The sequence below is a fragment of the Maricaulis alexandrii genome, assembly GCF_005871165.1.
Classification (GTDB): domain Bacteria; phylum Pseudomonadota; class Alphaproteobacteria; order Caulobacterales; family Maricaulaceae; genus Maricaulis; species Maricaulis alexandrii.
Genome location: NZ_SWKP01000008.1, coordinates 319,836 through 339,504 on the forward strand (window position 1 = coordinate 319,836; position 19,669 = coordinate 339,504).

Annotated in this window: 18 protein-coding genes; 6 read left to right on the forward strand and 12 right to left on the reverse strand. The window is 63.7% G+C overall.

Annotated features, from left to right (window positions below):
* Positions 1–439: 439 nt before the first annotated feature.
* The 4 genes from FCS99_RS12600 to FCS99_RS12610 all read right to left on the reverse strand — a co-directional run bounded on the left by FCS99_RS12600 (position 440) and on the right by FCS99_RS12610 (position 6,400).
* Positions 440–3,685 (reverse strand): error-prone DNA polymerase, encoded by a 3,246-nt coding sequence (locus FCS99_RS12600; RefSeq protein ID WP_138513079.1) that lies wholly within the window; start codon positions 3,683–3,685, stop codon positions 440–442.
* Entirely contained in the window at positions 3,682–5,226 is a 1,545-nt protein-coding gene (locus tag FCS99_RS12605; protein WP_267899624.1) for a Y-family DNA polymerase, read from the reverse strand. Before FCS99_RS12605 ends, FCS99_RS12600 begins: the two co-directional genes overlap by 4 nt.
* Positions 5,153–5,884, reverse strand: a complete 732-nt coding sequence (locus FCS99_RS16295) for an ImuA family protein (protein WP_233352808.1) — start codon at positions 5,882–5,884, stop codon at positions 5,153–5,155. The genes FCS99_RS12605 and FCS99_RS16295 overlap by 74 nt, the downstream gene beginning before the upstream one ends.
* 102 nt (positions 5,885–5,986) lie before the next feature.
* Positions 5,987–6,400: a response regulator gene (locus tag FCS99_RS12610; RefSeq protein ID WP_171036366.1), complete on the reverse strand. Its 414-nt coding sequence runs from the start codon at positions 6,398–6,400 to the stop codon at positions 5,987–5,989.
* A 146-nt stretch (positions 6,401–6,546) separates the two neighbouring features.
* On the opposite strand from FCS99_RS12610, the gene FCS99_RS12615 reads away from it, so the two are divergent.
* The gene (locus FCS99_RS12615) at positions 6,547–7,146 is read left to right on the forward strand and encodes a helix-turn-helix transcriptional regulator (RefSeq protein WP_233352810.1); all 600 of its coding nucleotides are present in this window, start codon (positions 6,547–6,549) and stop codon (positions 7,144–7,146) included.
* Positions 7,147–7,187: 41 nt separating this feature from the next.
* Positions 7,188–7,646, forward strand: a complete 459-nt coding sequence (locus FCS99_RS12620) for a flagellar basal body-associated FliL family protein (RefSeq protein WP_138513087.1) — start codon at positions 7,188–7,190, stop codon at positions 7,644–7,646.
* 5 nt (positions 7,647–7,651) lie between these two features.
* Here the strand turns inward: FCS99_RS12620 and FCS99_RS12625 are convergent, their stop codons facing one another.
* Positions 7,652–7,930 carry a 4a-hydroxytetrahydrobiopterin dehydratase gene (locus tag FCS99_RS12625; protein WP_138513089.1) on the reverse strand — a complete coding sequence of 93 codons (279 nt, stop codon included), beginning with the start codon at positions 7,928–7,930 and terminating at the stop codon, positions 7,652–7,654.
* A 131-nt stretch (positions 7,931–8,061) separates the two neighbouring features.
* On the opposite strand from FCS99_RS12625, the gene FCS99_RS12630 reads away from it, so the two are divergent.
* Entirely contained in the window at positions 8,062–9,081 is a 1,020-nt protein-coding gene (locus FCS99_RS12630; RefSeq protein WP_138513091.1) for an alpha/beta hydrolase, read from the forward strand.
* A gap of 4 nt (positions 9,082–9,085) precedes the next feature.
* On the opposite strand, the gene bioB is transcribed toward FCS99_RS12630, so the two are convergent.
* Positions 9,086–10,078: a biotin synthase BioB gene (gene bioB / locus FCS99_RS12635; RefSeq protein ID WP_138513092.1), complete on the reverse strand. Its 993-nt coding sequence runs from the start codon at positions 10,076–10,078 to the stop codon at positions 9,086–9,088.
* Positions 10,079–10,139: 61 nt separating this feature from the next.
* Here bioB and FCS99_RS12640 point away from each other — a divergent pair, with 61 nt between their 5' ends.
* Positions 10,140–10,499: a VanZ family protein gene (locus FCS99_RS12640; protein ID WP_138513094.1), complete on the forward strand. Its 360-nt coding sequence runs from the start codon at positions 10,140–10,142 to the stop codon at positions 10,497–10,499.
* Positions 10,500–10,553: 54 nt separating this feature from the next.
* Here FCS99_RS12640 and FCS99_RS12645 read toward each other — a convergent pair whose 3' ends face one another.
* Entirely contained in the window at positions 10,554–12,029 is a 1,476-nt protein-coding gene (locus FCS99_RS12645) for an alanine/glycine:cation symporter family protein (protein ID WP_138513096.1), read from the reverse strand.
* Between the two features lie 266 nt (positions 12,030–12,295).
* Here FCS99_RS12645 and FCS99_RS12650 point away from each other — a divergent pair, with 266 nt between their 5' ends.
* Positions 12,296–13,615, forward strand: coding sequence for a S41 family peptidase (locus tag FCS99_RS12650; RefSeq protein ID WP_138513098.1), 1,320 nt, complete (start codon positions 12,296–12,298; stop codon positions 13,613–13,615).
* Between the two features lie 3 nt (positions 13,616–13,618).
* Here FCS99_RS12650 and FCS99_RS12655 read toward each other — a convergent pair whose 3' ends face one another.
* Both FCS99_RS12655 and FCS99_RS12660 read right to left on the reverse strand, forming a co-directional pair.
* On the reverse strand, positions 13,619–14,188 hold the full coding sequence (locus FCS99_RS12655) for a hypothetical protein (protein ID WP_138513100.1): 570 nt from the start codon (positions 14,186–14,188) through the stop codon (positions 13,619–13,621).
* A gap of 14 nt (positions 14,189–14,202) precedes the next feature.
* Positions 14,203–15,111, reverse strand: a complete 909-nt coding sequence (locus tag FCS99_RS12660) for a lipid II:glycine glycyltransferase FemX (protein ID WP_138513102.1) — start codon at positions 15,109–15,111, stop codon at positions 14,203–14,205.
* 17 nt (positions 15,112–15,128) lie between these two features.
* On the opposite strand from FCS99_RS12660, the gene FCS99_RS12665 reads away from it, so the two are divergent.
* Positions 15,129–15,359, forward strand: a complete 231-nt coding sequence (locus FCS99_RS12665) for a hypothetical protein (protein ID WP_233352811.1) — start codon at positions 15,129–15,131, stop codon at positions 15,357–15,359.
* Positions 15,360–15,377: 18 nt separating this feature from the next.
* Here FCS99_RS12665 and FCS99_RS12670 read toward each other — a convergent pair whose 3' ends face one another.
* The 3 genes from FCS99_RS12670 to FCS99_RS12680 form a co-directional block, all read right to left on the reverse strand.
* Positions 15,378–17,603, reverse strand: coding sequence for a polysaccharide biosynthesis tyrosine autokinase (locus FCS99_RS12670; protein ID WP_138513104.1), 2,226 nt, complete (start codon positions 17,601–17,603; stop codon positions 15,378–15,380).
* 78 nt (positions 17,604–17,681) lie between these two features.
* Entirely contained in the window at positions 17,682–18,953 is a 1,272-nt protein-coding gene (locus tag FCS99_RS12675) for an outer membrane beta-barrel protein (RefSeq protein ID WP_138513106.1), read from the reverse strand.
* Positions 18,954–19,044: 91 nt separating this feature from the next.
* On the reverse strand, positions 19,045–19,494 hold the full coding sequence (locus FCS99_RS12680; protein ID WP_138513108.1) for a hypothetical protein: 450 nt from the start codon (positions 19,492–19,494) through the stop codon (positions 19,045–19,047).
* Positions 19,495–19,669 lie beyond the last annotated feature (175 nt).

Below are 19,669 nucleotides of genomic sequence, written 5' to 3' on the forward strand. Positions count from 1 at the left end.
CATGATATGGGGAAGAAAGCTCTTCCATACCTTCCAATTTCGCACGTCATCCCACGGTGCCCGAAGGGCATCCGGGGGACCTGAGCTCACCTGTCGACAGGATAGGAGAGGTCCCCCGGACAAGCCGGGGGATGACGGCGTTGGTGGATCGGGTGGAGCTAAATTGGCTCCCAATCCACCACCTTTGTCATCCCGGCCGAATGCCCCGCGAAAGCGGGGCGCAGAGCCGGGACCCATTTTCGTGCAAGTCCGACCTTCGAAGAGGTTTGCGCACCCGTGACCCCATCCTGATACTAATCCGATACCATCCTGATCCCACTCTGAACCCGCTCTGATCCCATACCGCCCCCATTCCAGACCCGTTCCACCCCCTTCCCGACCCTGTTTGCGCCCCCTTTTTTCATTAAAATGCGCGACCGCTTCACGCCTCCGGGTGCCCTCAATGAAAGTCCCGGCTTTTGGGGATAACCCGGACATTCCGGGGATGGGTCCGGCCCCTGGGATCGCGGGATACGGGGCGTTTGACCTCATCGCCGCGGCTGGCCACGCCATCGAGGACATCGCGCTGGACATCCTCGGACAGGAGGGAGAGATCATCGGTCCGGTCGACCAGGCTTTCACAGACAATATGGACCACCCCGTCCGCCTCCTGCACCCGGCCACTGACCGCCAGGAGGCGCGCCCCCATCACCACGGGCCGGAAGCGTTCGAACACGCGGGGCCAGACCACCAGATTGGCCACGCCCGTTTCATCCTCGATCGTCACGAAAACCACCCCGCTGGCCGTACCCGGTCTCTGCCGCACCAGGACAACGCCGGCCGTTGTCACCCAGCGCCCATTGCCGCGTGCATTGGCCTCTTTCGTGGTCACCAGACCCATGCCGGCATAGCGCTCGCGCAGGAAGTTCATCGGGTGGGATTTCAGGGACAGGCCGGTGGTCTGATAGTCCTGCAGCACATGTTCCGACAGGGGCATGTCGGGCAGGCCGGTCCGCCCCTCATCCCCGAAGGAACTCACCTCCGCGGCATCAAAAAGCGGCAACCCCTTGTCCCGCGAACCACCCCGCACCGACCAGAGCGCGGCCCTCCGGTCCAGCTGCATGGAGCGGAAACTGTCCGCGGCGGCCAGACGCTCCATGGCGCCCCGGCCCAGCCCGGCCCGGCGCCGCAGACTGTCCGGGTCGACATAGCCGGCCTGGCGCGCCGCCATCAGCCGGTCCGCATCCTCCTGGCGCATGCCGTCAATCATGCGGAAGCCCAGGCGCAGGGCGAACGCCCCGTCCTCTGCCGGTTCCAGCGTGCAGTCCCAGTCGGAATAATTCACGTCCACGCCGCGCAGCTCCACCCCGTGCTCGCGCGCATCGCGGACGATCTGGGCCGGGGCATAGAAGCCCATGGGCTGCGAGTTCAGCAGGGCCGCCGCGAACACGTCCGGGTAATGGCATTTCAGCCAGGAGGAGACATAGACCAGGAGGGCGAAACTGGCGGCATGGCTTTCCGGGAAGCCGTACTCGCCGAACCCCTTGATCTGGTTGAAACAGGCCTCGGCGAAATCCGGCGCATAACCGCGCGCCACCATGCCGCCCACCATCTTGTTCTGGTACTCGGTAATCGTGCCCATCTTGCGGAAGGTGGCCATGGCCCGGCGCAAACCATTGGCTTCGTCCGGCGCGAACTTGGCGGCATCGATCGCGATCTGCATCGCCTGTTCCTGGAAGAGCGGCACACCCAGCGTCCGGCGCAGGATCTGCTCCAATTCGTCCGGCGGACCGCAGGACGGGTCCGGACTGGGGAAGCGCACCGGTTCCAGGCCTTTCCGACGGCGCAGATAGGGATGGACCATATCCCCCTGGATCGGGCCGGGCCGGACAATCGCCACCTCGATCACCAGATCATAGAAGCAGCGCGGCTTCAGCCGGGGCAGCATGGTCATCTGGGCCCGGCTTTCCACCTGGAACACGCCCAGACTGTCCGCCTTGCACAACATGTCATAGACCGCCTCATCCCCCTCCGGGACGGTCGCCAGATCCCAGTCCTCGCCGCGATAGAGGGCCAGCATGGCGAAGGCCTTGCGGATGCAGCTGAGCATGCCCAGCGCCAGCACATCCACCTTCATGATGCCCAGCGCGTCGATATCGTCCTTGTCCCATTCGATGAAGGTTCGGTCCTCCATCGCGGCATTGCCGATCGGCACGGTCTCGATCAGCGGCCCCCGGGTCAGCACGAACCCGCCCACATGCTGGGAGAGGTGGCGGGGAAAACCGATCAATTGCCCCGCCAGGATCAGGGCCTGTCGCAGGACCGGCTTGTCCGGGTCCAGGCCGGTCGCGCGGATATGCTCCGCCTTCACCTGGCTGCCCCAACTGCCCCAGACCGTGCCGCTCAGGGCGGTCGCGATATCTTCCGACAGGCCCAGCGCCTTGCACACTTCACGCAGGGCCGAGCGCGGCCGGTAGCAGATCACGGTCGCCGTCAGCGCGGCCCGGTGTCGGCCATAGCGGCGATAGACATACTGGATCACCTCCTCGCGCCGCTCATGTTCGAAATCGACATCAATGTCCGGCGGTTCGCGGCGCTCCTTGGACAGGAAGCGGGCAAAGAGGAGGCTGGAACTGGCCGGATCGACACTGGTGATGCCCAGGCAATAGCAGACCGCCGAATTCGCCGCCGACCCCCGCCCCTGGCACAGAATGCCCTGCTCGCGCGCCCAGGCGACAATGTCATGCACGGTGAGGAAATAGGCCGGATAGTCGAGCGCCTCGATCAGGGCGAGCTCGCGCAGGATGAGCTGGGAGACCTTGGGCGGAATTCCGTCCGGATAGCGCCGGGCCGCCCCCTCCCATGTCAGACGGACAAGATGCTGCTGCGGCGTACTGCCGGCCGGGACCGGTTCGTCGGGATAGACATAGGAGAGCTCGTCCAGGCTGAAGCGGCAGCGCGCCGCGATCTCCAGGCTTCGGGCCAGGGCGGTTTCATACCCGTCGAACAGGTGCGCCATGTCCGACGGGGATTTGAGATGGCGCTCGGCATTCGCCTCCAGGCGGAAGCCCGCCGTCTCCACCGTGCAGCCTTCCCGGATACAGGTCAGCACGTCCTGAAGCGGGCGCCGGGCCGGCGTGTGATAGAGCGCGTCCTGGGTCGCCACCAGGGGCACGCCGGTCCGGTCCGACAGGGCGGCCAGTTCACCCAGCCTGGCCCGGTCACCGCCGCGCATGTGATGGCAGGCGGCCAGGTAGAGCCTGTCCCCCCAATAAGTCCGCAGGCGATGCAGGAGCGGTTCGAAGTCCGGGTCCGGTTCGGAGGGGGGACAAGCGATGAAAATCTGCCCCTCCGCATGGGCGAGGATATCTTCGATCGTGATCCGGCACTCCCCTTTCGCGACCGTCTCCCCCATTTTGCCCCGGGAAATCAGCGTCGACAGCCGCCCATACGCCGCCCGGTCCGTGGGATAACAGACCAGGTCCGGCCCTTTCACCGGGCGCAATCGGGCCCCGACCAGAAGCGGGAAATCCTGCTCCTTTGCGGCCAGATGGGCCCGCACCACACCCGCCAGCGTGTTCAGGTCACACACGCCCAAGGCCTTGAGGCCCAAGGCTTTTGCGGCGGCCACCATCTCTTCCGCATGGGAGGCCCCGCGCAGGAAGGAGAAATTCGTCATGGCGATGAGTTCGGCATATCCGGTCATGCGAACAGCCCGTGGATAAACCAGGCGGGTGGACCGCCCCGTCCATCGCCGTAGAGACCCTCCCGGAACACCCAGAAACGCCGCCCATCCTCATCCTCGACCCGGTAGTAATCCCGCGCACGCGCCGGCCCCGTCACCGGCCGCCACCATTCCGGCGACAGGCGTTCCGGGCCCTCGGCCCACTGCACCTGGTGGACCTGTCTGCGCCACACGAAGCGCAGGGGCGGGCCGTGTGGCACCTCGGCGATAACCTGAAGACTTTCAGGACGATCAAAAAGGCGGATGGGGCGTTCGGCCTGCCCGGTCGCCGGGTGACTGTCCCACACCGGCAGCTCCCCCTCATAGACGTCCAGAGACTCCGACCGCTCCGGCCAATGACTGGCCAGGGGACGGAGGATTTTGACCCGCCTGTCCCCGATCCGGGCCGTGATCCGGTCGGCCAGGACCGAGAGCGCATCCAGGTCCGGCTCATCGCCCTCGAAATCCCCGCCGAATCCCCGCGGCACGGGCCGGACTATCCCCGTTCCGGCCGCCTCAAGCTCCAGAAGTTCAATGCCAAATCCGGGATCTATCCGCTCCAGCCGGTCCCGGAAGAGACGCAGGATATGCGCCGGATCATTCACCGGGCGCGCCGCGCCGACCATCACTTGCGCAACGCTCTGGTCGGACCGGAAAGCCGCCAGACGAAATCGCCGAGCCCCCTCTCCATGTTCCTGTAAATGCTCGCACAATTCCGGAGCCATACGCTCCAGACCGGCCCGCACACCGTCCAGGTGGAGCAGGGCTTCCACACAGGGCAGGCGCACGGAATGGTCCGGTTTCGCCCGGATCGGCTCAACCGGCTCCTGCCGCAGCCCCAAAGCCTGGTCCAGCCGCACCAGAACAGCCTCCACCGCCGCCTTGGAATGGAAGCGGCGGGCCAGGGCGCGGCGGTCGATATCATACAGCTGACCGATCCGGGTCAGGCCGAAACGCCGAAGCAGAACAAGGGTTTCCTCTGACAGGCGCAGACCGGCCATGGGCAGTTTGTCCAACCCGTCGCGCAAGTCCTTCTCGCCCAGGCAGGTCCGGTCCGCCCCCTCATGCGCCAGCGCCCAGGCCGCCCCCGGCGTCGGGGCCAGACCCAGCCGGCAGGACAGTCCGCCCTGCTCCAGACGCCCGGCCATGTCAGCCAGCATTTCCGCTTCTCCGCCAAACAGATGCGCCGCGCCACTCGCATCGATCAGGACACTGTCCTCTTCGGCCAGGGCAATACTGGGCGACCAGCGCTCCATCCACAGCGCCAGCGCCTTGAGCGCCCGGGCATCCGCCTGACGATCCACGGGTTCGGCCACCAGGCCCGGAGCCCGGGCCCGGGCATCGGCAAAGCGCAGACCAACGTCCACGCCCTGCTCCCGCGCCGCCGCATTGGCGGCGATAACGCGAAGGCCATGCCGGCCAACCTCTGTCAGGACAAAGGCTTGCGGCTCAGCCGGCGCGTCGCCAGCGCGGGTGATGGAGGGCGGACCGGAAGGCTGGAACCGGTCGCGGCTGCGGCGCAGACGGTCGAGCGGCCAGTCCGGAAACCAGACGCAAACATGGCGCCTCATCACGGAACTCCAGATCGAATATCCGTCCCGCCTCGCCCGGCTGCAGGCGGGACTTCTCCAATTCCACACGCCAGGCCGGCCGCCCCGGGGCACGTGGATCCGCTTGATCGGGAACGGACCGGCGCGCCGAAACGCGCCAGCGCCCGTGTGCGGCCGTCACCCCCGACCGCGTATGGGGAAAGAGGAGGATGACCGGTGTCCGACTGGTCTGGCTTGCCAGAACCAGACGCCGGGCCGCCGTGAAATCCATGTCGTCCAGCTCGGCCACGACCGCCGCCAGACCGGCATCCCGCGCGCCTTCCTCGATCGCGCGCAAAGCCTCCATGCGGGAGGGCGCCTCGACGAGGACAAGGGATCCGGGATCAAGCCCCGCACATACCAGTCCACGCCCGCTCACCCGCCCATGCTCACCCGCCAGACTCCGTTGGCTCACCCACAGGCACACGCCGGAACGCCCGGCATCCCGCAAAGCCGCCAGGGCCAGACCGGTCAGGGCCGGAAAGTCGCCATAGCGGGCCTCCGACAACTCGTGCAGGCCGGATTGCCCCAGACCGTAGGGAAAGGGCATCGTCACGGCCGGACCGGGCGGCAGGGAAACCGGAGAAGACATCATTGTTCTGTTTTTGTTCCAGAGTCTGGAAGAGTCAAGGCGAACCCGGTGCCGCGACTTCCAGGAACCGCCAAGCATCTGGAATTTCAGGAATCAATTCCGTCAGGCCGAAACGCCCATACCTCCGGCCAACCTCAAGACGGCGTTAACGAGCCTCCGGCGCTCATGATCCTCAGCCGGCTTTTCCATGGCGCCGACAACATTCGGAAACTCCCGGGCCCGGGCCACGGCATCCGCACGCTGGGACAGGACGATCACGGGAACATCCCGCAGACGGGCAAACTGCCTCATCCGCCCCAGCAGCCAGACACCATCCTGCGCGCCCATCACCATGTCCAGGAGAATGCAGGCAGGCAGTTTGCCCGCCCCCTGAAGCGCCCTGTCCCGCAAAAGCCTCCAGGCCGCCTCGCCTGACGCCGCATGCTCCAGCCGGATGAGCGCGGCATGGCGTTCCATGGCCTCGGTTACGAGCTCCACATCGGCCGCATCATCTTCAACCAGCAAGACCCGCTTCACGCCACAACCCCCGATCACTTCATGGCTGCATCACCCGCTACAATGATATTCGCCAGAAGGCCAGAATGGTTTTAATTTCGAACAAAGAAATCATCAGATTCGGGGGCGCATGATGAGAAAACCGAACCATCAGTCTGGAGCGGACTGTGAACTGGCCCTTTGAACTCCGCGCCCTGCGCTCGCGGGCCGGTCTCACCCAACGGGGACTGGCCGAACTCCTGGGAACGACCCAGCCGCACATATCCCGGATCGAAGCCGGCCAGATTGATCCCCAGGACGAACTGGCAGACCGGATCCGGCATTTCAGGGATGCGCCCCGCAGCCGCGGCGTACTCGCCAGTATCGAGGCCTCGGTCCGCCAGAACCCGCATATCGCCTGCCTGATCCGGCCGGATTCCGGCGAAATCTGCTATGACACACTCAGCGCGGGCATGCGGGAGCATCCGCTGTTCCAACCGGATGAGGAAGGCGACCCTATCCGTCCGGAAGTCAGTCCCCGCGGGGCCGAACTGATCCAGCGCCTGCAGGATAGCGGGATTTTTGACGGACAGGTCGAGGCGATCGAGACGCTCTGGGACACCTGGGTCGGTGATACGGTCTATTACTGGCACTCCACGCATACGCCGATCCAGACCGACCGGGGTGAGCGGGTGGTCCATTGTGCCCTCCGGCCCATCACCCAAGCCGATCATGCCCGGCTCTCAGATGAATGGGGCGGACACTATCGCGTTCTCAACCGCGACTGACGCCAACGCTTCCTTTACCCGCTTGCGCTAGGCTGGACACCATGATGCGTCCAAGTCCTTTCCTTCGCGGCACTGCCATTGCCATCAGTCTGGCCCTGTCGGGCCCGGCCCTTGCGGGTGACTATGCCAAACGTGCGCCGGCCCAATCATCCAATGATGAAAGCCGCCACCGGACGCTGACCAATTCCCCGTCCTACGTGCCCCTTGCAGCCCTGACCGCGACGGTCCAGGCCAATCATCGCGCCCGCGGCTTGCTGCAAATCGAAGCGGGGCTGGAAGTTCCGGACGCCCAGCTGCGTCGCCGCGTGGAACGCTACATGCCCCGCCTGCGCAATGCCTGGGTGACCGCACTGAGCGTCTATGCCGGCGTCAATTACCGCTATGGCGACATCCCTGATGCTGACCGGATTGCCGAAGTCCTGCAGGAAGCCACCGACATGACTCTGGGCCAGGAAGGTGCACAGATCCTGATCGGCATGATCATCATCCACGGTGATTGAGGCCGCTAGCCGGCCAGGCTGTCCATGAATTGGGCCAGGTCGACATCCTTCTGCGTCACACCGTCGGCATCATGCGTGGCCAGCGTCACATCCACGCGATTGTAGACATTGAACCATTCCGGATGGTGATCGCTCGTCTCCGCCTTCAGGGCGACCCGGGACATGAATCCCCAAGCCTGATTGAAATCATCGAACTGGAAGCTCTTGAAAATCGCGTCACGTCCATCGACGGCTGACCAGCCTGACAGAACGTCCAGGGCGGCCGCGGCTCCGATCTTCTGCATGGGATTCTCCTTCTGATCGATGCGGACATAACACTCACGGCCCGAGATGAAAGCCCCCGTCCCGTCTTTCGGACTTATGCACAACCCCAGCTTTTTCGTGATATCTTTCTCTCCTGACACGGGAGGGTCCAATGCTGTTTGTCACCAATCGCCGCCGCAAGGGAAATGGGGGCCGCAAGGCCGGGTCGAAAATCCGTTTCGACACCGGGAACCGGTCACCGGAAGTCGAGTTTTTCGCCTGTCGCTTCACCGGCGGCGATACGCATGAATTCCTGGGTTCGAACCTGTTCTTCAAGGAATTGCGCGATCAGCCACGCCGCAACATTTTCCTGTTTGTCCACGGCTTCAACGTCTCCATGGACGACGCCCTTAAATCGGCCAGCCGCCTGCAGGCGGCGCTCGATCAGCAATTGGGCACGGATACGCCGGCAGCCAGTCTGGTCGTTCCGTTTATCTGGCCCTCGGCCGGAGCGGTCCTGGAATACTGGGACGACCAGGACAGCGCCAAGCACTCGGCAGCGGCCTATAGCCGTTTCCTGAATTTCTTCGTGAAATGGCGTGAGGCCGGCCGCCAGGATCCCGCGATCAATAATTGCGACCGCCGCATCAATATTCTCGCCCATTCCATGGGCAATCGCGTCCTGGTCTACGGACTGCGGGACTGGGCCGAGAAGAATGGCGGGACACCCCACCTGTTCCGCAATGTCTTCATGGTCGCACCGGACATCGTCAATGAAAGCATGGAGCGCGAAAAGCCGGGCCGGCTGGTCTCGGACTCCGCCCGCAACGTCATTGTCTACCATGCCTCCGACGATCTGGCCCTACGCTCCTCCAAGGCCGCCAATGTCGCCAATGCAATCGCGTCACGCCGGCTGGGCCACAACGGTCCGGAAGACATGAATGCCGTGGCCCGGAATGTCTTCGCCGCGGACTGCTCCGACTTCAACAATGGCTATGAGCCCCTGGGGCACAGCTATTTCCTGCGGCGCGACTATTCGCAAACCGATCCGGACCCGGGCGTTGTCCTGAGGCACATGGCCGACGCCGTGAACACCGGACGCGTCACCGTGCCCGACAGCGAGATCGCCAATCGCCTGGGTGATGGCGGCGAGCGCCGCGCCTTTGTCCTGCCCGAAAGCTGGGGTCGCTGACCGCCTACTCGGCGGCCGGCATGGCCATCGGCTCGATCCCCAGGGTCTGGAACAGATCGAAATCCTCGCGCTGTTCCGGGTTCGGGGTGGTCAGAAGCTCTTCACCGACAAAGATCGAATTGGCCCCGGCGAGGAAGCACAGCGCCTGAAGCTCTTTGCTCATGCCCTCACGGCCGGCCGAGAGGCGCACCATGGATTTCGGCATCAGGATGCGGGCCGTCGCAATCGTGCGGACAAAGTCGATCCCGTCGAGCGGCTCGCTGTCGCCCAGCGGCGTATTCGCCACGCCGACCAAATGGTTGATCGGCACGCTCTCCGGATGCGGTTCCATGCAGGCCAGCTCGGTCAGAAGGCCGATGCGGGCCGCTTCGTCCTCGCCCATGCCGACAATGCCGCCGGTGCAGACATGGATGCCGGCACCGCGCACGCGCGCCAGCGTATCGAGACGGTCCTGGTAGGTCCGTGTGGAGATGACACGTCCATAGTCTTCCGGCGCGGTATCCAGATTGTGGTTGTAGTAATCCAGGCCGGCAGAACGCAGTTTTTCGGCTTGGCCATCGGACAGCATGCCGAGTGTGACGCAGGTCTCCATGCCCATCGCCTTCACGCCGGAAATCATGTCGCAGATCTTGTCTTCATCGCGCGCCTTGAGCTCGCGCCAGGCGGCGCCCATGCAAAAGCGCGTTGCCCCGCCGGCCTTGGCCTTCTCGGCCGCCGACAGAACCTCATCCAGCGGCATCAGCTTGGACGCGGCCAGACCGGTGTCGAAATGGGCAGACTGGTTGCAGTAGCCGCAATCCTCCGCACAACCGCCCGTCTTGATTGACAGGAGTTGGCTGGTTTGCACGTGATTGGCCGAATGGCCCTTTCTGTGCACGGACTGGGCCGCAAACATCAGATCATTGAACGGGGCACGATAGATGGCCCCCGCTTCTTCGCGTGTCCAGTTGATGCGTGGCTGAGCCAGAAGATCGATATCGCTGAGCAAGGAAGTCATGGCAGATCCGTCCCGAAAAGTGACAGGGGAAAGTAGAAACACCCGCGCCGCTCGTCCAGACATGGCACTGCGCTGGGGTGCGCGATTACTGCTCGTGATCGCTCTGGTCGTCATCACGGATCTCGCGCTGCAACCCGCCAGCGCCGTCACGACGCGCTGGCTGGGCACCGACAAGGTCGAACATTTGGCGGCCTTTGTCGCACTGACATTTCTGATAGTTGTCAGTTTTCCGGGACTGCCGCGCTGGCTGGGCGGCCTGAGCCTGCTGGCCTACGGTCTGGGCATTGAACTGGCCCAGGCCAATATGGGCCAGGGGCGTCACGCTTCCATGGCCGATCTGGTCGCCGACGGATTGGGTATTCTTCTCGCGCTGGCCCTGATCAGCCTGGGCAAACGCCTGTTCCACGCACAGCAATCCTGAAAAAGAAAAGGCCCCGCCCGAAGGCGAGGCCTCTACTTTGCCCGGAAACAGGACCTATTCGGCCTTGCCGCCCCCGGCTTCCCCGGATTTGGCTTCCAGCTTGTCGAAGTATTCCTTCGTCGCCTTGAAGATGATCGGCGAAAGAACCGCCAAGGCGATCAGGTTCGGCGCAGCCATCAAGCCCGTCAGCGTATCCGTCGACAGCCAGATCGTGTTCATCAGGGCAGTGACGTTCTCGCCAGCATAGAGCAGGAAGGTCGCGCACAGGATCATGGCAATCCACAGCAGGCGGAAGGGCAGGATGATCTTCACGCCGAACAGGTATTCCGCACAGCGCTCGCCATAGTAGGACCAGCCGAGAATGGTGGTGAAGGCGAACAGGGACAGCGAAATGGTGACGAAGTGATCACCGAAACCCGGTAGCGCATCGGCAAAGGCCGCCGTCGTGATCCGGGCGCCTGTATCGCAGGCCTCCGGCGTAATGCCCGACTGGGCGATCAGGAAGGCGTTGCACTCTTCCGGGATCACGCCCGAGGTCAGGATGGCAAGACCGGTAATGGTGCAGACCATGATCGTGTCGATGAAGGTGCCGAGCATGGCGATGATGCCCTGGTCGACCGGGTCATCATTCTGGGCTGCCGCGTGTGCAATCGGGGCGGAACCCTGACCGGCTTCGTTCGAAAAGATGCCGCGGGCAACACCACGCTGCATGGCCAGCATCAGCATGGCCCCGGTGAAACCACCGGCCGCCGCATCAAAGCCGAAGGCCGCCGAGAAGATCCGGTAGAAAGCGTTCGGGATTTCGGCGTAATTGATCGCGACCACGACCAGGCCCAGGGCGATGTAGGACAGCGCCATCGCCGGCACGACTTTTTCGGCCACATTGGCGATCCGCTTGATGCCGCCCAGGATGACCAGGCCAGCCAGCAGGGCGATCACCCCGCCCGTGATGTAGTATTCGACGCCATAGGTATCACCGACCGTGCGGACGACTTCAGCTGTCTGGATCGCATTCCCGGTGCCCAGACCGGCCATCACGCCGAAGAAGGCGAACAGTCCGCCAAGCCAGACCCAGCGTTTTCCCATGCCGTTCTTGATGTAATACATCGGTCCGCCGACCCGGCGGCCCTGCTCGTCGACCTCGCGGTATTTCACCGCCAGCACGCCTTCGGAGAATTTGGTGGCCATGCCGACAAGCGCGGTCATCCACATCCAAAACAGAGCACCCGGTCCGCCGATCGCGATCGCAACGGCGACACCGGCGATATTGCCGGTCCCGATCGTGGAGGACAGCGCCGTCATGAGCGCCTGGAACGGCGTCACATCACCAGCACCCTCGGATTTGCGGCCCTTCAGCAGTTCGCCGAAGGCAAATCCGATCTTGCGCAGCGGCATGAACCGCAGGCCGATGGTCAGGTACAGGCCGGTACCCAGGAGCAGCACCAGCATGGGCGGCCCCCAAACGAAACCGTTCAAGGTTCCGATTGCGTTGGAAATCACTTCTCCGATCGGTGCGGAATTCGCGGTCATACCTATCCCCAGTATTGCGCTGGCAGCTGCAGAGAGGCCGCTCTTCTTGCCAGACTTTGCTCCGCCACGGCCCCACCGTGGCATCACGCCGTCAGAAAGCGGCCCTTTACCCCATTTCTGAAGGCGGCACCTTAGGCGGGGGCTTGCAGGGCGCAAAGGGATTTTGTGCGTAATGTGACAGTGACGCTACGAGGGCCTGAACGCGAGTTCACTTGATAGCCCGTTCTATCCGCGCTCCTCTTCCCGCAAGACACGGGGAGTAAAGCATGAAAAATTTAGGCGGAATTTCAACGCTCTGTCTGGCAGCAGCGACGGTATTGGCCAGCGCCGCGGCGCAAGCCCAGACTTCACTGACCCCGGCGGAACGCTCCGCTGCAGTCGATGCGCTCGCTCAGGTCATCGAGGATGAATATTTCGACGAGGTCCGCGCTGAAGCACTGGCGCATGATCTGCGAGCAGATCTCGACGCCGGCGTGTTCAATTCCAGCGAAGATGCCGAATCCCTCGCCGAGCAATTGACCCAGATCTTGCGCGAACAGGACCGCCATTTTGCCGTCCGCTTCGCTGGTGACGCGCCGCAGGCGCCCCGGCCTGAGATGACCGAAACCGGCCCGCAGCAAGACCCGTGGGCCGCACTGCGGCGACAGAATTTCGGCTTCGTCGATGTCTCCATCCTGCCCGGAAACCTCGGTTATATCCGGCTTGACCAGTTCGCGCCGATCGAACCGGCCGCAGAGACGGCCAGCGCGGCGCTGGATTTCGTCGCCAATACGGATGCGGTGATCTTCGACCTGCGAGAGAACCGGGGCGGCGCGCCCTCCATGGTCCAGTTCCTGATCAGCCACTTCCTCGCCCCCAACGAGCCGGTCATGATCAATACATTCGTGTCCCGGGATTATGAGTATCCCAACCAAATGTGGTCCCTGCCGAGCCACCCGTCCGGATTCCGGCCTGACACACCGCTCTACGTCCTGGTCAGCGGTCGGTCCGGGTCCGCCGGCGAAGCTTTCCCCTATCACCTCCAGGCCATGGAGCGCGCCACCATCATCGGGGAGACGACCTACGGCGCCGGCAATCCGGGCGAGACGTTCGCGGTGCCGGGCGGTTTCAGGATCTTTGTGTCGACGGGTTCAGCCCGCAATCCGATCACCCAGAGCAATTGGGAAGGAACGGGTGTCACGCCGGACATTCCGGTGCCGGCCGATACCGCGCTGGAACGCGCCCGTATCGAGGCCTATCAGGACCTGATGGCTGTGACCGAGGACGCTCTGCTGCGGGAGAACCTGCAATGGGCCGCGGATCAGCTCCAGGCGTCCATGAACCCGCAAATGCTCGATGACGCGACGCTGGACCTCTATGTCGGCCAATATGGAATCCGCAGTTTCTCGGCGGAAAACGGACAGTTGATCTACACCCGGCAGGGCCGCCCGCCCGAGCCCTTGCTGGCCCTGGGAGACCACCGGTTCGCATTCACCGACACGGTGGATTTCATGCTGGAGTTCAAACAGGACGGGACCGATCCCGCCCATGCCGTGGAGATACAGGTCGCCGATGGTCGGCGCATGCTCATGCCCCGCAGCGACTAGCCGTCAGTCGGCTTCGCCGATCTCAATCGCGAACACGCTCCAGATCCAGTCATCATCGGACTGACCGGCCAGGGCCGGATCATCCTGGCGAGGCCAGACCAGCATGGCGGGACCGAAGCCCCCCAGCGGCAACCCGGTTCCGTCCATGCTGATGGCCAGAATGACACCATGGCGACCGATCCGGTCGCGATCCAGCGTGCGTTGATACCCGTCCAGTGCCGTCAGCGTCACGGTGCCACGACCGGCCTGCGCCAGATCGAGCACATCCTGCAGGCGTGGACCGGAGAAAGTGCGGATGGCCCCACCGGCCGGGAAATCGACCGTGATCTCATGCTGTTCCAGCGCCAAAAGACTGTCGCGGGACAGGCCCATGGCGGCCTGGAAGTCCAGGCCATAACTGGCGAACACAGGTTCGGTCACCAGGTCCATGCCGGTCCGGTCCACCTGGGACACATCGCCGAACAGGGTTATGATATCCGCGTCGGACGCGGTTTCGAATTGGAGCGCCGTCTCCGCCCCACAGGCTGCGAGAAGAAGGCTGCACGCTCCAGCCTGGATCATCCGTTTCAGCATGCGCGCGCTCCGTATCAAAAATAGGTTCCGCCCAGCGTCACCAGCCGACCGCCCGTGCCCAGTTTGAACCGGGCAATACCCGCTCCAGACACCGTGTTCACGCCGCCCAGATCCAGCTGCCGGACACCTCGCGCCCGCAAGCGCCCCAAGGCCGCCCAAAGCAAGCGATTGTGGGCGCCCGATTTCCGACCGGCCTCACTGGCCCATCCCATATGATAGGTGGCCGCACAGCCATGGACGAGAAACATCATGGCCGCCGTCTTTGCCTTGCCCTCATCGGCTCGCAGAATGAGGAGGCTGTCCCGGTCCTGTTTGGCATCGGCAAAGGCCGGGACCAGCGCTGCAGGCGTCGCCTGATAGCCCCGCGATTGACGCTGGCCCTCTTCCGTTTCAAGAAGCCAGCGGTATTGGGGCAATTTGGTCGAGTTCTCGCGAACCTGGAATCCCGCTTTCTGAGCCGCATTCAGGCGGTTCCGCCACTTGCCGTCCAGCTCGGATCGAAGCGTGTCATCGGGCTTGTCCAGGCCCAGGAGCACTGTCGAATAGCCCGTCATCACGCGCTTCATCCGGCGCGTTCCGACCGGGTCTGTCTCGTCGGGCGTCACCAGGGTAACCCGCGGCCAAGCGGAGAGGAGACCGGATTTGAGCGCCTTGTAGGCCCGACGCGCCTGTTCATCGGACACAGGCTCCAGCCAAACGGGCCCCCGCGTGCTAACTGCCAGCGAAACCACACCGCCAATCCGGCGCGTGGTGAATTGTACCAACCCGATCAGCACCCCGCCATCAACCAGACCGACCCTGCGGACATCCGCCCCCAGCGCCTTCAGGGCCTCGCCATAGCACCAGTCCTGCTGCAGGGCGGCGGGCGTCTGGGCCAGCGCCGCATCCCAGACCGGACGGGGAATTTCAGGGTCGAGTTTCATCCCGCGAAGGGTTAGGGATGTCGGGCCCGGAAGTCGAGACCCGGCAGACAAAGGACGAGACCGGCATGTTCGCCAAGAAGGCTCAGACCGTTATGGGACACCGCATTCCCGAACCGCGCCCGACCCTGATGGCGGTCGCGCTGGTCGTGCTCTATGTCGGCCTGCCGCTGCTGGTCGTGACCGGATTGCTGGACCTGGCCATGCAGGTCTTTTTCGGCATCTGCACGGGCCTGTGGTGCCTGGCCTGAAGCCCGAGCCACGAAAGCCTACTGACTGTAATACTTCTGGTAAGCTTGATAATAGCCGTAATAGCCCCCGCCATAGCCGTAGCGGGCCTGGGCCTTCAGATCGACATTATTGAGAACCACACCCAGCATGCGCGCCTTGGCCGATTCAAGCGCCGACAGGGCCATCCGGCTGAGGCTGACAGGCGTCTTGCGCCAGCGGACCGCGCAAATCGTGGCGTCCACCTGGCTGACGATGGCGGCAGTATCCGCGACGGCCAGAACCGGAGCCGTATCGAGCAGAACCAGATCATACTGATTGCGCACCGTCGCAAGGAGTTCGCCAAAGGCTGAGCTGCCAAAAACATCCTTGGGCGTAAATTGGGACGCCGACAGGGGCAGGACATCCAGACCGGTCGCATCCAAATGCCGGATGGCATCAGACAGGGACGCATCACCGCTCAGCACCTGCAGAAGGCCAACCTCGGAATCCGGGGCGACTTCCAGCGTCAGCAAACGCCGGCGCAGATCACAATCAATCACCAGGACCCGGCTGTCTGCAAGGGCCGCTACCTGCCCCAGACAGGCGGTCACGGTTGTCTTGCCCTCACCCGGGACGGCCGATGTCACCGCCACGGTCTTGATGGGGGCGTCCATGGCGTTCAGGCGGATCGCCGACCGGATATTCCGGAAGCTCTCGGCAAAGCTCGAGAGCGGTTTCTCCGTGATATACTTCACAGGTGAGACCTGTTTCCGGGAAAAAGCGGACATCATGCCGCTGTGGATTCTTGGCACCGACGAGATGTGAGCCTGGCCCAACCGGCCCTCGATCTCGCCCCCGGAGTGAAGTCCGTTGTCGAAGACCTCCAGCAGCACGACCAGTCCAATTCCTGCCAGCCCGCCGAATACGAGGCCCAAGGCGAGGTTCAACATGACATTGGGAGAGCTGGGCTGACGCGGCTGGGCCGCCATCGACACGACCCGGGCATCCGATTCCGTCAGGGATTGCTGCTCGGACGTTTGCTGGAATCGGGCCAATATGGATTCGAACAGGGTGCGGCTAGCCTCCGCTTCCCTCTCCAGTTCGCGAAGCCGGACCAGGGCGCTGTAATTCTCCGCGAGTTCGTCCCGAAGGCTCGCGAGACTGGCCTCCAGCGACCGTACGCGTTCGCGCGCGACATCGACATCATTGTCCAGATTGTTGACGATGCGCTGGATCTCGAGATCGATCTGACTGGCAACATCGGCCAGCTCCCGTTCCACGGTCAGGATTTGCGGATGGCGCGGACCATAGCGGGAACTCAGCTCGCCACGCCGCCGGGAAATCTCGGCCTGTTGCGACCGCAGGTCCCGGATCACGTCCGAACGCAGGACCTCCGAGATGGAGTCCGCGCTGGCGCCGCGATCAAGCTGCTGGCGCAGATTGCGGAGACGGGCATCCGCCTCGGCTAGCTGGGCCCGCTGAAGAACAAGCTGGGCACTCACATCCGTGATTTGCTGCTCGGTGATATTGGCCCCTTCCGCGTCCAGCAGGCCCGCCTCATTGCGGAATTGGGCCACGGCCGCTTCCCGGGCCCGGACCTGGTCGCGCAGGGTTTCCACCCGGGCATTCAACCACTCATTGGCCCGTTCCGTAGCCTCGTACTTCGCCTCGAGCTGGCTGACGATGTACTGGTCTGCATAGGCGTTGGCGATATCGCGCGCCAAGGTGGGCGACTCGGACGTTGCCACGATGTTGATGACATAGGTCAGGCCGGCGCGACGCACACTGGTCGCCTCCAGCAAGGCCGCGACGACGCCGTCACGGGCAGCCTCTTCCGCATCATCATCTGCAGACCCGGACCGGGGCACGAGGGCGGAGACCATGCCCCGCAATACGCCCTTGATCCCGTCTACGAAGCCTGGCTCCCGCAGCCGGGCATTAAATTCGGGATAATTGACCAGACCCAGCCGGTCCACGACAGCGCTGGCCAATTGCCGGCTTCGCAGGATTTCCACTTCGGTGTCAACGGCCGCCGAGTCCGGGGGCAAGCCGGACATGACGGCCTCGAAATCCATGACCTGGGATTGCCGGACCTCGATCGCGACTTGGGCGACGGCCGTATAACGCGGCGTCAGCTGGAGCGTCACGAGGGCGACCAGGAGGAAAACAAGCACGCCAGACGAAATCAGGGTCCACATCCGACGGCGCAGGACCGTGATCATCGCCCCCAGATCGAACATTTCACCATCGGACTGGGGATTGGCCGCATCAAGGGTTCGCGTCATAACTACACCGGAATTGCGGCAGGCCGCTCTATCACCTTGCCCCGCCAAGCCTCATTGCGCCGATCATCGGCCCAATCGTCATGGACGGAGGACGAGACTCACCGCAACGACATTCGAGCTGAAATCCTGATTTCCATCGGTACCGCTCGATTCCTGTTCAAAGTGTGCCACCGAAGCGCGCACACCGGCATTCCGGTTCATGTACCAGGTCGTCGACACGGTCGCGGACCAGCGATCGTCCTGACGGTCGATCCCGAAATATTCGTCCGTGCCCCAGGTCACGCCTGCCGACACCACGACATTCCGGCGCAGCTCGTGATCCACATTGATGCCGAACGCGGTTCCCAAGAAGCCCCCGCTACCGGCAACAGCCGCGTCGAACACACCTCGGGACGCGGTACCGGTCACGGTCGTCAGCTGGGTCGGAAACCAATCAACGACAACATCGGTGCTGAAGCCGTCGATGTCGGGCAGGCCGGCGTCCCCATAGTCCTGCTCGATATGGCCCACGGCCACACTGCCCCGGGCCACGCCGCCGATGTCGAAATCGGCCCCGACATCCGCGATATACCCCTCGGAATCCCGAAGCAGAGGCGCGGCGGGCGGTGTAAGGTCGTATTCGCGGGTATTGAAGCGCCCCCTGGCAAACAGGGAGGTCGCCGGACTGACAGCGTAATCACCTCGGATCGTGTAGACGAGTTCACTGCGATCCCGGAAATCCTGATCCGCAACACCGCCGCCAACCAGAATGCCGTCCTCATAGTCGAAACCGCTGCGGGTCACGCCGAGCTGGAATTTGGTCCGGCCCATTTCGCGTTCGCCCTTCAGCCCGATCTGGTCCGTCGTGTAGGCAATCGGCTCAGCCGCCGTATTGGCCGCACCGGCACTGGTGCGCGGTTCCGTCAGGTCGGCATAGGACACATTGGCTTCCACGAACGTGCCCCGAACGATGTCGAGGCGCCCCATGGCGCTACCTTGCAGATGCCAGACGCTCTCATCGTTGAAGTCCGCATACTCGCGGCGCGTCGCCGTCAGATTTCCCGAAAGGGAGTGCTGGGACCAGGTGGTTGAAACGTCGATCGCCGGATTGAAAATCCCGATGATGTCGCTCTCTTCGGAGCTCGACGCGCCATAGATGTTGTCGTTGAACTCGAGACCGACAGTCAGGGCGGGATTGAAAATGAACGCCCCTTTCTGGATGCCGTCCGACGTGTATTCCGGGCGCTCGCGCTCCATAACGGCCGTATTCCGGTCGCGCATGAACAGGCTTTCATCCTGCGCCTGGACACTTGTCGTGCCAACCGCCGTCCAGATGAGCCCCAATACAGCAAGGCTGAGTGTTCGCGACATCCACAATCCCCCAAGAAGTCCGCGCTATCCGGGGGACAAACCGCCCGGAGGCCAAGCCGGTCCAGGCGAGCAGAGCCCGCCCTCCCGGAAATCAGTAATCCGACGTTCCGCCACCCGGCGTGGTCGGTGGCGGAGGAGGCGGGGCCGGCGTGCCACCCCCGGACGATCCACCACTGCCACCCGTACCACCGCCGGCATTGCCGCCAGTGGCGGCGGAGGCGGTCGAGTTGGCTGCGGCCACAACTGCCGGATTGGAGGCGTTGTTGGCGGCCACAACGCTCATGGCCTGGGCGACCGTGGCCGGATCGGCACCGGTGCTCGCAATCGCAGCATCCATGGCCGCCTGGATTTCAGCTTCGGTCGCATCCGCAGGAAGTGCGTCCAACGCCGCCTGGACCGCTTCCGCTACCGCCTCGGCCGAGGGGGCTTCGTCTTGAACTGCGGAGGCCGGCGCCGACACGGCGACCGGCGCCATGAGGGCACTCAGAACAGCGGTTGCAGTCATGGCTTCCCGCCAATTCGGCATCTTGAAGGTTTTCATGCTCACCACCCAGACATTGCGTGTCAGACAAGGCATTCCCAGCCGCACCGGACGTGCCGCTGATGTGCCCAATTCCAAAATTTAAGGTAGATGAAGCGTAAATTGCCTTCAATCGGACCACGGGCCGGTATCGGGCCTGAGCCAGCATCGAACAGAGCCGGCGAATTTTTGCTTG